At 70.0% G+C, this 11661-nt stretch carries 11 protein-coding genes; all 11 read right to left on the bottom strand.

The genetic code is table 11. The features are described 5' to 3' along the window. Nucleotides 1-107 precede the first annotated feature (107 nt). Nucleotides 108-557 (bottom strand): SRPBCC family protein, encoded by a 450-nt coding sequence (locus KAH28_RS15075; RefSeq protein ID WP_290578005.1) that lies wholly within the window; start codon nucleotides 555-557, stop codon nucleotides 108-110. A 215-nt stretch (nucleotides 558-772) separates the two neighbouring features. Beyond that, nucleotides 773-1567 carry an enoyl-ACP reductase gene (locus tag KAH28_RS15070; RefSeq protein WP_290578003.1) on the bottom strand — a complete coding sequence of 265 codons (795 nt, stop codon included), beginning with the start codon at nucleotides 1565-1567 and terminating at the stop codon, nucleotides 773-775. 54 nt (nucleotides 1568-1621) lie between these two features. After that, the gene (locus tag KAH28_RS15065) at nucleotides 1622-2584 is read right to left on the bottom strand and encodes an AgmX/PglI C-terminal domain-containing protein (RefSeq protein WP_290578001.1); all 963 of its coding nucleotides are present in this window, start codon (nucleotides 2582-2584) and stop codon (nucleotides 1622-1624) included. Beyond that, entirely contained in the window at nucleotides 2581-3114 is a 534-nt protein-coding gene (locus KAH28_RS15060; RefSeq protein WP_290577999.1) for a biopolymer transporter ExbD, read from the bottom strand. Before KAH28_RS15060 ends, KAH28_RS15065 begins: the two co-directional genes overlap by 4 nt. After that, on the bottom strand, nucleotides 3111-3599 hold the full coding sequence (locus KAH28_RS15055; RefSeq protein ID WP_290577997.1) for a biopolymer transporter ExbD: 489 nt from the start codon (nucleotides 3597-3599) through the stop codon (nucleotides 3111-3113). Before KAH28_RS15055 ends, KAH28_RS15060 begins: the two co-directional genes overlap by 4 nt. Then, on the bottom strand, nucleotides 3596-4228 hold the full coding sequence (locus KAH28_RS15050) for a MotA/TolQ/ExbB proton channel family protein (RefSeq protein WP_290577995.1): 633 nt from the start codon (nucleotides 4226-4228) through the stop codon (nucleotides 3596-3598). The genes KAH28_RS15055 and KAH28_RS15050 overlap by 4 nt, the downstream gene beginning before the upstream one ends. Nucleotides 4229-4270: 42 nt before the next feature. Continuing rightward, nucleotides 4271-4696: a hypothetical protein gene (locus KAH28_RS15045; protein ID WP_290577993.1), complete on the bottom strand. Its 426-nt coding sequence runs from the start codon at nucleotides 4694-4696 to the stop codon at nucleotides 4271-4273. A gap of 7 nt (nucleotides 4697-4703) precedes the next feature. Then, nucleotides 4704-5381, bottom strand: a complete 678-nt coding sequence (locus tag KAH28_RS15040; RefSeq protein WP_290577991.1) for a tetratricopeptide repeat protein — start codon at nucleotides 5379-5381, stop codon at nucleotides 4704-4706. Nucleotides 5382-5391: 10 nt separating this feature from the next. Then, a complete protein-coding gene (locus KAH28_RS15035; RefSeq protein WP_290577989.1) occupies nucleotides 5392-8199 on the bottom strand; it encodes a tetratricopeptide repeat protein in 2808 nt (935 codons plus the stop codon). Further along, nucleotides 8196-10472: a tetratricopeptide repeat protein gene (locus tag KAH28_RS15030; RefSeq protein ID WP_290577987.1), complete on the bottom strand. Its 2277-nt coding sequence runs from the start codon at nucleotides 10470-10472 to the stop codon at nucleotides 8196-8198. The genes KAH28_RS15035 and KAH28_RS15030 overlap by 4 nt, the downstream gene beginning before the upstream one ends. 122 nt (nucleotides 10473-10594) lie before the next feature. After that, a complete protein-coding gene (locus KAH28_RS15025; protein WP_290577985.1) occupies nucleotides 10595-11659 on the bottom strand; it encodes a transglycosylase SLT domain-containing protein in 1065 nt (354 codons plus the stop codon). Nucleotides 11660-11661 lie beyond the last annotated feature (2 nt).

The raw sequence follows: 11661 nt of genomic DNA, 5'->3' as shown, positions 1-11661 counted from the left end.
CAGTTTTCAGTCGGCGTTGACACGTAGACCATGCACAGGTATTTCATCGATGTGCCTCCGGGCGATCGGAACGGTGCGCCATGCACGGCGAGTGCTGCCCCGCCGGCTCAGCCATCGGGGATCTCGGGCTCGACCAGTCGCGCCAGATACTCGAGTGATTCCTGCCAGCCCAGGTAGCACATCTCCGGCGGAATGATCTCCGGTACGCCGGCCTGGACGATCGTCAGGTCGGTGCCGCAGGACACCGGCTGCAGGGTAACGGTGACCTCGATCTCACCGGGCAGGCCGGGATCGTCGAAGCGGTCGGTGTAGCGCAGGCGCTGCCCGGGGACCAGTTCCAGATACTCGCCGCCGAAGGCGTGCGTGTTGCCGGTCGTGAAGTTGGTGAAGGCCATGCGGAAGCCGCCGCCGACGCGTGCATCGACATGCTCCACGGAGCAGGTAAAGCCGTGCGGCGGAGACCAGCGAGCCAGCGCCGCCGGTTCGGTGAAGGCGCGATAGACCTTGTCGGGCGCGGCGCGCAGGACGCGGTGCAGTCGGATGGTGTTGCCGGGCATGGCGTAGCTCCCAGATGGGTGGACACGGGACAGCCGTTGCTGTCGATCCATCGTCGATCGGACACGTCCCGATTCGACAGGCCACCTGTGCACCGAGTCCGCCTGCGCCGCTGCGAGGCGGGAGGCGCTGCCGCGCGCGCATGCCGGCCCGGGGGCTGAAGCGGGCCGGTCGGGGAGGCGTGGGGCCGCGATCGGGCGCCCGCGCCGGCAGGTGCTCAGTCCCCGGCGCCGCCCTCGGCGAAGCCCATCATGCGGAAGCCGGCGTCGACGTAGGTCACTTCGCCCGTGATGCCGGATGCCAGATCCGAGCACAGGAAGGCCGCGACGTTGCCGACCTCGTCGGCGGTGACGTTGCGCTTGAGGGCGGACATGCCCTCGGCCTTGGACAGCATGCTGCGGAAGCCGCTGATGCCGGCTGCGGCCAGGGTCTTGATCGGTCCGGCCGATATCGCGTTGACGCGGATACCGTCGGGCCCGAGATCGGCCGCGAGATAGCGCATGGTCGACTCGAGCGCCGCTTTTGCCGGTCCCATCACGTTGTAGCGCGGCACGGCGCGTTCGGCACCGAGATAGCTGAGCGTGAGCATGGCGCCCTGGCGGCCTTCCATCAGCGGCAACACCGCCCGCGCGAGTGCCGCGAAGCTGTACGCCGAGATGTCCTGGGCAATGCCGAAGGCCTCGCGCGAGGTGTTGTCGATGAAGCGGCCCTGGAGCGCGTCGCGCGGCGCGAAGCCGATCGAATGCACGGCGATGTCCAGATGGCCGTGCCGCGCGCGGATGGCGTCGGTCAGCGCGGCCAGATCATCGTCGCTGGCGACGTCCAGCGCATGGACGCTGTCGCTGCCCAGTGACTGTGCGAACTCTCGGACGCGGCCCTCGAGCTTGTCGCCCTGATAGGTGAAGATGAGCTCGGCGCCCTCGCGATGCATTGCGCGCGCGATGCCGGCCGCGATCGAGCGGTCGCTGGCAAAGCCGGTGATGAGTGCTTTCTTGCCCTCGAGAAAGGCCATCGGTGCTGTCTCCCTGTCTGTGGTCCGCATGCCCGCCAACGCGGCGGGCTGCAATCAGCTCGGCATGAAGTACATCGGATAGGTCATCGTCACCGTGTCGACGTCCTTGGCCCCGAAGTTCAGGGTGCGGACCCGGGTGAGGATGCGGCTCTCCAGAGACGGATTGTTGAGCTGGCTATCGACGATGCTGGCGCTGGTGACGCTGCCATTGGGGGCAATGGTCAGGCGCAGCGTGACCTTGCCGCGCAGCGACGGGTCCTGGCGCAGGGCGCGGTTGTAGAGCGTGTAGAACGAGCCCTTGTTGCGATCGAAGACCAGCTGGATCTCGTTGAGGCTGCGGCCGGCGGTGCGCTGATTGCCGGTGCTGCCGACCCGCTCGCGCGACGGACCGGCACCCGCCTGCCGCGCGATCGTGGTGCTGGAGCGCTCGCCGATATCGGTGCTGCCTTCGCGGCTGCGGGTCTGTGCATTCGCCGCGGCGCCGCCGGAGCGTTCGCGGGCCGAGTCGGAGATGGAACCACCGCCCCGGCGGCCGCTGTCCTGGGCGCGCAGCACGTCGTCACTGCTGCGCAGCTGGCGGTCGCTGTCCGGTGCGAGACTGTTGTCGCGCAGATCGTTCAGTGCGGCGAAATCGCGCGAGAAGCGTTCGCGGACCTCCTCGCGGGCGCGCTCCTCGGGGGACGGCTCTGGCGGTGCCTCGGGTTCCGGCGGTGCTTCAGCGACCTCGGGTTCCGGTTCCGGCTCGGGTTCCGGTTCAGGCTCCGGTTCAGGCTCGGGCTCGGGTTCCGGGGCTGCCGGCTCCGGCGCGGGTTCCGGCGGCGCCTGCTGGAGGAGGCGCGCGAAGCGCTCTTCGCCGGCGTCGCCGCCGCCCTCCTCGAGACCGGGAATCTGCAGGAACGGGATGACCAGCGCCATCACCAGGAACGGGATCAGCAGGATCAGCAGGATGCGACGGAAGCGGCGATCCGACTCGTCGCCGTACCGTGCGAGCTCGGGGCTGAGGGCGTAGACGCTCACGAGCCCCCCTGTCCGCCGCGGGTCTGCAGCACCGTCAGGGAGACATTGGCGAAGTCGGCCTGCGTGGCGGTCGCCATCACCCGCTTCAGCGCGGAGAAGGGGGTCTCCTTGTCCGCCATGATGTTGATCTCGCCGCGGGTACGACCGCCTTCCTCGTCGCCCTCGATGGGAAGCAGGTCGACATCGCGCTGCAGCGCGGCGCGGAGCGCGGGCAGGGTGGCACCCTCGGCGTTCGCCGCCTCGGCAGCGGATCCCACCGGTGTCACGTTGCCGCTGTACTGCAGGAAGATCTCGTCGCGCGTGATCATGATCACCGCTACCTCGCGCGCCCGGGTATCGGCGATGGACTCCGGCAGGGTCATCGCGCGCGGCGCCGGCAGGACCTCCACCGCCGACGAGTTCACCAGCAGGAAGAACACCAGGATGGTGAAGATGTCCATCAGCGACACGAGGTTGAGCGTGCCGCCACGGCGCTGCTCGTCGGCGCGACGCTCCAGGCGCTTGCCGCGGAAGCTCATCGAACGGTTCACGATGCCTCCGCCGGTGCGGCTTCGCCGATGGCGATGTCGGGGAACATGGGGGCGTCGGGGTCGTCGGGCATGACGCGGACCGCGTCCATGACGCGGACGAGATCCTCGTAGGCGACCTGCGGCTCCAGCAGCAGGGTGATGGTCTGCTCCTGCGGCATGCGCGACTTGACCTCGGCGAGCAGCGCCGCGACGGCTGCGGCATCCACGGCACCGTCACCGGTGCGCGGGATCCGCTGCAGCGGGCCCGAGCCGTCCAGCACGACGGTGGCGTCGGCACGGATCTCGATGCGCAGTCCGGGGGGCAGCGGCGGTTCCTCGCTGTCGGGGCTGGCCGGCTCGGGCAGTGCCAGCTCCAGCACGGCGAGCTGCGAGAACACTGCCGTGATGAGCAGGAACGGCACCAGCACCACCATCAGATTCATGAAGGCGGTGATCTGCAGCTCCGACGACGGCGAGCGCCGGCGTCTGTGCAGCCGGGAAATCATCCCTCGCGGGAGAGCGCGTTGACGAACTTCACCGACGCCATCTCGAGGCTGTCGATGAGGTCATTGGTCTTGGTCGTCAGGAAGGTGTGCAGGAGCAGCAGCGGGATCGCCACCATGAGGCCGAATGCGGTGGTGTTCATCGCGATCGAGATCGACGCCGACAGCAGATTGGCCTTCTCGGCCGGATCGACGTTGGCAACCGCCGAGAAGCCCTGGATGAGGCCGATGATGGTGCCCAGCAGTCCCAGCAGCGTGGCGATGTTGGCGAAGGTGGCGAGATAGTGCGTGCGCTTCTCCAGCAAGGGCGTCACCTCGAGCAGCGACTCCTCCATCGCGCTTTCCATCTCCTGCCGGGAACTGCGCCCGTGGGCGCGCGCCAGGCCGAGGGCGAGGACCTTGCCGACCGCGCTGTTGGAGCGGGCGGCGACCTCGCCGGCCTGCTCGACTTCGCCGCGGCCGACCATGGCCTGGAGCTCTTCCCACATCTTGCGGTTCTCGCGGTGCGCGCGCGTCAGGAAGACCCAGCGCTCCAGCGTGATGGCAAGCCCGAGCACCAGCACGATGCCGATGGGGTACATGAAGGGACCACCGCGGCCGAGAAACTGGAGGATGATGCTGAATAGATCCATGAGCGAAGCGTTTCCTGAGGCTGGAACGGGGGCAGGGCGGGCTCAGTTGCCGGTGTTGCCGGCATTGCCCTGTTGGGCGGCGCGGTGCCGCGTGAGGGCGTCGTAGTATTCCACGAAGCGCCGGAACTGGGTTTCGTCCACCGGCTCTTCGGTGGCATCCACGAAACGGGCGGGGCGATCCATCTGCGGCGTCGGCGACGACGACCGCCACGGGATGATGTACAGCCCGATGGGCGACTCCGAATCGCCGATCACGCTGGTGCCGCCGCCGCCGGAGGATCCGGTATCCACTGCCGGTGCAGCGCCGTCCGCCTGCGGCCGGGATGCCGCCGGCTCGGGGGCCTGCTCCTGGGACTGCGCGCTGAAGCCGCCGCCGCTGGTGTCGAGCGCGGGCCCTTCCTGCGCCCACAGCGCGGCGGGAAGCAGGAGGGAGGCGGCAACGGCGATGGTCGTCGATGTGCGGTTCATGGCGCTATCACGGTTGCTGGGACGGGGCGGACCCGCCTTGGGATGCATTGTCCGCGCCAACAGCGGTGTTGCTGTCAGTGGCGGGACTACGCGACTGTAGGCGTTCTTCGAGACGCGCGATCCACGGCAGCACGCGCAGCTCGGTGCCGTCGCTGGCCTCGTAGGCCGCGCGGTAGTGCCGGACGGCCGCCTGCAGGTCGGCGAGGACTTCCTCGTAGAGCCGACCCAGGTTGACGTGTGCGGCAACGTAATCGGGATCCACGTCCAGCGCTTCCAGCCACATTGCCTCGGCGCTTTCCGGGCGGCGATTCTCGCGATGGGCATGCGCCAGCCAGTTGCGGGCGATGATGTTGTCCGGGTTGCGCTTGATGGCTTCGCGCAGCCACGTTTCGGCGGCCTGGTAGCGCTCCGCGCGCACTTCCAGGATTCCCAGGTTGGTGGGCGGGCCCGACAGGTCGGTACGTTCGCGGGTCAGCGCGGTGAGCACGCGCCGCGCAGCGTCGTTCTGCTCGTTCGCAAGGAAGGCCTGCGCCTGCGCGTAGCGTTCCTCGACGGTGCCTTCCACCGCGGCCTCGGGATCCGGTGTCGGCCGTTCGGGCTGCTCGCTGCGGTCGCGGCCCTCGGAAAGCGGCTCGGCCCGCTTCGGTCCGGTAGCGCAGCCCGCTGCAACCAGCGCGGCGGCCACGATCAACAGCTCAGCGCAGCGCTTCATAGCGATCCTCCAGCAGCGGGCGGCGCTCGTAGCGCGCCGGCACCAGCGATTCCAGCGCCTGCCACGACGCCCGCACATCGTCGTTCCAGATGCCCTGCGGAATGCGCCGCAGGTTGGCTTCGTAGAGTTCGATGGCTTCTTCCTCGAGCGGGAAGGCCTGATCCTCCAGCAGCAGCTGGTATTCGTCGCGCGCTGCGCCGGCGAGATCCGCCGGCGGCTCCGAATCGAGCAGCGCACGCGCGAAGTCGTGATAGACCTTGGCCAGCTCGTGGGTGGCGGCGGGGGTGATCTCCTTGAAGTCGTAGCCGGCGGCACGATTGAGCCGGTTGGCCGCTTCCTGCACGTGGGTCCGGCGCTCCGCCAGACTTTCCTGCAGGGGCTGGGTCAGCCGGGTCTGACGGGCGGTCTCGGCAGCCATGCGGCCGAGTGCCAGGCTCGACTCGGCGGCGAGCAGCTGAGCGTCGGCGCTGTTGCCGGCATTGCCGGCCGCCTGCCGCAGCCAGTAGCGGTAGGCCTCCGCGTCGCGGCCGCGGTTGAGCGCGATCAGGCGGCGCCGGGCCTCGGTGACGCGCGTCGCCGTGCGCGTATCCAGCTCGAGGTAGTTGCGGAAGCCGGTGATCGCCTCGCTGCTGCGGTTGCCGGCGTCGTACAGCGTGGCCGCCTTCCAGGCCGCCTCCTCGCGGACCTCCGCGCTCTCGGTGGCGCGGCCGGCAATGCGCGCATAAGCGCCGGCGGCCGCGGTCGGCTGGCCCGCATTCTCGTAGGCGGTCGCCAGGCGCTTGTCGGCGTCCGCGGCCAGCTCGTGATCCGGATAGCGCGCCTGGAAGCCTTCCAGCACGCGCGCGGCGCCGGCCCAGTCCTCGAGCTCGGCGAGCAGCACGGCGGCGTCGTACTCGGCGTCGGCGCGGATCTCGGCGTTGGGCGTGATGCGTCCGATGCGCAGGTACTGCGCGACCGCGGCGCGCGCGTTGCCGGCGGCCTGCTCGGCCTCGCCCTGTCGGTAGATGCTGAGGGCGAGCTGGTTGGCGACGCGGGCCGCCTCCTCGGTGCCCTGCGTCTGCATGCCGAGCAGATCGAGGTAGGAAGTCTCGGCTTCGGCGTAGCGCTCCAGCGTGAACTCGGCATCGGCGCGCACGCCCAGCGCGGTGCGCACCAGCTCGGGCTCTGCGCCGGCGTCGTTGAGCACCCGTGCCGCAATGGCGATGGCGTCCTCGTAGCGCTGCAGCGCATAGAGATCCTCGGCCGCGCGCGTCAGCACGGCGAGACGCTGCGGATGCTCCGGGAACTGCTCGGCGAACTGCAGGCTCTCGTCCACCGCCTGCTGCAGCGCTTCGGGCCGCTCGGTCTCGGTGGCGGCCTCGGCGGCGTCGTAATAGGCCAGGACCGCGGCGTAACCGGCCTCGGCGCTGCGCGCGTGGGCGGGGTAGTCGTAGGCGGTGGCGTGGAAGGCTTCGGCGGCCTCCAGCGTGCGACCGCCGGCGAGCAGGGTCTCGCCCAGCAGGAAGTGCACCTCGGGTGCGTCGTCGGCGTCCGGGAAGATCTCCAGCGTGCGGCGGTACCAGCCGGCAGCGGTCAGGTAGTCGGCCTGCGCGGCGGGCCACTCGGGGTCGCGGTCGTCCTCCTGCGCGCGCGCATGGAAGAACGACGACAGATTGCCGAGATAGTCGCGCAGCGTCGTCAGCACGGTCTCGGTGGCGGCATCGCCACCCCAGTAGGCGGCGCGCGGGTCGTAGGTATCGACGTAGCGCTTCTGCTCGGCGATGACCTGGTCATCGAAGCCGCCGGCCTCGTAGCTGTCCACCACCGATACCTGGAATCCGGGCGCCAGGCCATGCGAGGGATTGCTGTCCACGAAGGCGCGATAGGCGCCGGCGGCATCGGTGTAGCGCTCGCGCTCCAGCAGGAACTCGCCCAGCGCGGCGTAGACCAGCGGGAAGAAGCGCGGCTTGCCGCGGCGCGCGAAGGAGTCGCTGACGGCCGGACCGCCGCCGAGAGCGGTATAGGAGAGACTGGTCACGCGCAGCACATCGCGCGCCATGTCGCGCTTGGCCTGTGGCACTTCCGCCAGCGCGGCCTCGGGGTCGTGCAGCTCGCCGTCGGGGAGCTCGCGATCGAGGATCGTGAACAGCACCTCGATGGCGTCCTCGTGGCGCGAAAGCTTGTAGAGCGTCCACGCGTACTTGTACTGCGCGGCCTCGAAGAAGGGCGTCTGCCGGTCGAGCGCGATGACCTCCTCGTACTCGCCGGCGGCCTCGTCGAAGCGCTCGGTGGCGAAGAGCAGCTCGGCGCGGCGGAAGCGGCCGTCCGCGGCGTAGGGGCTGTTGGGGAATTCGCGCACCAGCTCGGCGAGGGTGCTGATCGACTCATCGACGCGGCCCATGTTCTGCTGCGCCCGCGCCAGCTGGTAGTAGACGCGGTCGTTGCCGGGGTCGTTCGGGCGCGTGCGCAGCAGCTTACGGTAGAGCGAGATGGCCTCGATCAGTCGGCCCTCGCTCTGCGGCCCGGGCTCGACATCGTCGATCATCACCTGGAGGTCCGCCATGCGGCGCTGGGCCTCGGCGCGGGTGTCCTCGTCCCCGGACAGTTCCAGCAGCTGGCGGTAGTTCTCCAGCGCCATCTCCGGGTTCGGTGCCACGCGCTCGCTGCGCTGCACCTGCAGGTCCTGGTCGGGAGGCGTCTCGCGATCCTCCAGGCTGCGGATGGTGCGGTCCGATGAATCCCCGGTCGCGGCGCAGCCGGCCACCAGACCGGCGAGCAGCGACAGGGTCAGGGTGTGGTGGATTCTGATCATGGGGCGGATGTCTGATCGCGCAGGCGGCGGTCGTAGATGCGCGCGACCGCGAAGCGGGCTTCCAGCAGGTACTGCTCGAGCACGGCACGCTGGTCCTCGAGATCCGATATGGCCAGCTCGCGCACCGATTCGCTCTGCTGCTCGGCAAGCTGCTCGAAGCGGTCCTGCGCGGTGGCGAGCTCGGAAACGGCTGCCGAGTACGCTTCGCGCCGGCCGCGGAACTCGCGCGGCAGGCCGGCCTCGCGCAGCGGCACGGCGGGATGGGATACCGGCGGCACGCTGCGTGATCCCTGCAGCGTCAGGCGTTCGGCGCGCTCCAGACGCAGCGCCGGGAGATCCGAGCGCTGCAGCGACGAGGCGCGCCGCGATACCACCACCGACTGCGGGGGCGGCGGCAGATTGGCCGCGGCGCGGAAGGTGGCGCCGACGTTCTTGCGCAGCGCGCTGATGCGGGCGGCCAGCAGGCGGGCGTCGCGGTAGTTCTTGAGCTGCTCCTGGAAGCGGTGCTCGGCGAGCAGCCGGTTCAGCCAGTAGGTCTCGGGCAGGTCCGGCAGATCGAGCAGGCGCCAGTTGTAGCCCGACTGGGCGTCGGCGTCGCGCCGCACGATGGTGTTGAGCATCAGCGCGCCCTCGACCGATTCGATGCCGTCGTCGATGCGGTCACGCGCCTCCTCGAACACCGAGATCGCGCGCTGGTAGCGCTGCAGTGCCTGCTCGTAGTCGCCCAGCCGGTCGAGGGCGTAGGGGATGGCGAGCATGGCCTCCTGCACGGCCGCATCCATGGGGTCGCGCTTGACCAGCTCGTTCCATACCACCAGCGCGCGCAGCAGCGATTCCTCCTCGTCCTCGGCGATGCCGCTGCGGCGGAACGGGCGGTTCGCGAGCCGTCGGTAGATGTCGGCCTCGAAGAAGCCCGGACGGATCAGCACACCCAGCGAGGCGACATCGCGGAACTCGTCGGACTCGCCGCCATCGCCCACCTCCTGGCGGTCCTGCCGGCCGCCCTCGGGCGCCAGCTCGGCCCAGCCCATGCCGAGCAGCGCCCGGTTGGAGAAGGGCCCGTCGATGCGCACGCGTTCGAACACCGGTTTGGCGGTGCCACCGAGCTGTTCGCGCAGGAAGTGGTAGCCCAGCGTGAGATTGGCCTTGTCGCGCAGCGCGCGCTCGGCGTCGTCGTCGGGTCGGCGCTGCGATATCTCGTCGAGGGCACTGCGGCCCTGGGCCAGATCGCCCGAGTTCAGCAGTGCGATCCCCAGGTTGTAGCGCATGAACGGGGTGTGCTCGCTGCGGTCGGCGGTCTCGCGCAGCACGTCGGCCGCCTCCGAATAGCGCCCCTGTGCCAGCAGCACACGGCTGGTCAGATCCTGCCAGCGCTGCAGGTGTCGGTCCTGGACATCGTTGCGCAGCGCGCGCAGGCGCTGAACGGCCTCGTAGAGGTAGCCGCGCTGGTACTCGAAGGACGCCAGCTCCAGCAGGCCGTCGACCAGGCGGTCGCGGTCCGGCGTGACGCGTTCCAGGCGTGCGAAGGCCCGGCGCGCCGGCTCGAGCATGCCGAAGGCGAGGTAGCTCTCGGCCATCAGCCAGCGGTAGCTCTCGGGCAGCGGCGCGTCGCCGCCGCCGAAGTCGATCTGCTGCAGCTCCACCAGCGCGCCGAAGTTGCGGCCGACGGCGTTGAGGTAGCGCGCGTGCCCCAGGCGCGGGTCCTCCGCGCTGCCGGCTTCGACGCGGGTGATGGCGCCGGTGTCCTCGTCGGCCTGGCCGCCGTAGGCGATCTGGCGCAGCTCGACGGGGCTCGACTCGTCGGTGACCGGGATGATGACGTCGAGCGCCTCGCTGCCCTTGGTGAAGGTGGCGGAGAGCTGCCGGGCGACCGGCCGGCCGGCGTCGCGCGCCTGCATGATGCGGCCGCTGAACTCGATGACGATGTCGTGCTCGCCCGGCTCCAGCGCGACGCGGCTCACCCGCTGCATGGCGTCGTCGGAGAGAGCGCGCGCCTCGTCGAGCTGATAGTCGCGGTCGATGATCTCGCGCCCGTCGACGCGCACGCGCAGGGTCTCCAGCACGAAGCCGCGTGCCCGCTTGTCGACGTAGAGGCTGGTGCGCAGGTACGCCGGGAAGCGCAGCGCCAGCTCCTGCTGGCGGACCGCGGCCTCCTTCTGGAGCAGATCCATCTTGGCATCGGCGACACGCCGATCGAGCTCGACCCGATTCTGGGCGCCCGCTCCGGTTGCGGTCAGCAGCAGGAGAGCAGGCAGTAGAAACAGCCGCAGCATGGCGCCTGCAGTAGAGTTCTGGATCACGTTCCGGTAGGCCTTCGATACGAGGGCAACGACCCTTCGAGTGTAGCAAAGCTGCCGGGCCGCACCCCTTGTGACGGTCCGCTTGCGGCGACTTCCTACAAGTCGGTTCGCGGACTCCCGCCGTGCAGCGGCACGCGGAGTTCGACCCCCGCCCGGATGGATGAGCTCGCCAGCGCGTTCATTTCGCGCAGCGCGCGCGTGCTGGTGCCGTGCCGTACGGCGATGTGCGACAGCGTGTCCCCCCGTTGCACCCGATAGAGGCCGTATTCGAGCAGCGCCAGATCCGAGTGGCGCGCCAGCCTGTGCTCCAGGTGGTCGACGCGGTGCTCCGGAATCCAGACCCGGTGCGGCCCGGATGCCGCGGTGTGGCCGTCGGTCAGCGCCGGATTGAGCGTGCGCAGGTAGTTCGTCGGGGTGCCGATGAGCGGCGCGAGCTCGGCAAGACTGACGCGCCGGTTGAAGTTCACCGGACGGATCATCGGCTGCGCGGGCAGGGCGGGCCGTTGCACGCCGTAGTCATCCGGGTTGCAGGTGGCGCGCACGAAGCCCATGAGCCGGTGGAAATGGGCCTGGGTCTCGGCCGGCAGCCGCAGCTCGCGACGCGTGGTGCCGGCGCCGGGGCGGCTGCCGACGGCGGCCAGCGCGCGGCGCACGCGGCCCTCGCCGGCGTTGTAGGCCGCCAGCACCATCGGCCAGTGCACGAAGCGCTCCTGCAGATACTCCAGATAGTCCAGCGCGGCCCGGGTGCTGTAGCCCACGTCGGCGCGATGATCCATCGCCCCGCCGGTGCGCAGCCCGAAGCGGTGCGCGGTTGCCGGCACGATCTGCCATAGCCCGACCGCCGCCTGCGACGACGCCACCCGTGAGCGGAACCCGCTCTCGATGGCGGGCAGCACCGCGATCTCCACCGGCATGCCGCGCGTGCGCACCTGCTGCAGGATTTCCCACAGCCAGGGCTCGGCCCGGTGCAGCAGGCGCTGGTAGTGCAGTTCCGAGCGCGTGAGATCGCGGGCGGCGCTCTCCACCGCTGCATTGTCGGCCGCGCGCATTTCGGCGCTGGCGCAGAACTCGTCCCAGAGGTCCGGTGCGGCGGTGGCTGGCGTCGCCATGCACAGGGCGAGCAGGCCGCCGAGGAGGCGGCACGGAAAGCGTCGTTCCATTG

This window comes from Algiphilus sp. (assembly GCF_023145115.1).
Lineage (GTDB): Bacteria > Pseudomonadota > Gammaproteobacteria > Nevskiales > Nevskiaceae > Algiphilus.
The sequence above is the reverse complement of the archived record's forward strand: the minus strand, read 5'-3'. Positions and strand labels throughout refer to the sequence as shown.

What these genes read in the sequence shown, in the direction of transcription:
- KAH28_RS15050 (WP_290577995.1), bottom strand. Translation starts at nt 4,228, where the DNA reads ATGGATCTATTCAGCATCATCCTCCAGTTTCTCGGCCGCGGTGGTCCC.
- KAH28_RS15030 (WP_290577987.1), bottom strand. Translation starts at nt 10,472, where the DNA reads ATGCTGCGGCTGTTTCTACTGCCTGCTCTCCTGCTGCTGACCGCAACC.
- KAH28_RS15025 (WP_290577985.1), bottom strand. Translation starts at nt 11,659, where the DNA reads ATGGAACGACGCTTTCCGTGCCGCCTCCTCGGCGGCCTGCTCGCCCTG.
- KAH28_RS15055 (WP_290577997.1), bottom strand. Translation starts at nt 3,599, where the DNA reads ATGATTTCCCGGCTGCACAGACGCCGGCGCTCGCCGTCGTCGGAGCTG.
- KAH28_RS15035 (WP_290577989.1), bottom strand. Translation starts at nt 8,199, where the DNA reads ATGATCAGAATCCACCACACCCTGACCCTGTCGCTGCTCGCCGGTCTG.
- KAH28_RS15045 (WP_290577993.1), bottom strand. Translation starts at nt 4,696, where the DNA reads ATGAACCGCACATCGACGACCATCGCCGTTGCCGCCTCCCTCCTGCTT.
- KAH28_RS15075 (WP_290578005.1), bottom strand. Translation starts at nt 557, where the DNA reads ATGCCCGGCAACACCATCCGACTGCACCGCGTCCTGCGCGCCGCGCCC.
- KAH28_RS15070 (WP_290578003.1), bottom strand. Translation starts at nt 1,567, where the DNA reads ATGGCCTTTCTCGAGGGCAAGAAAGCACTCATCACCGGCTTTGCCAGC.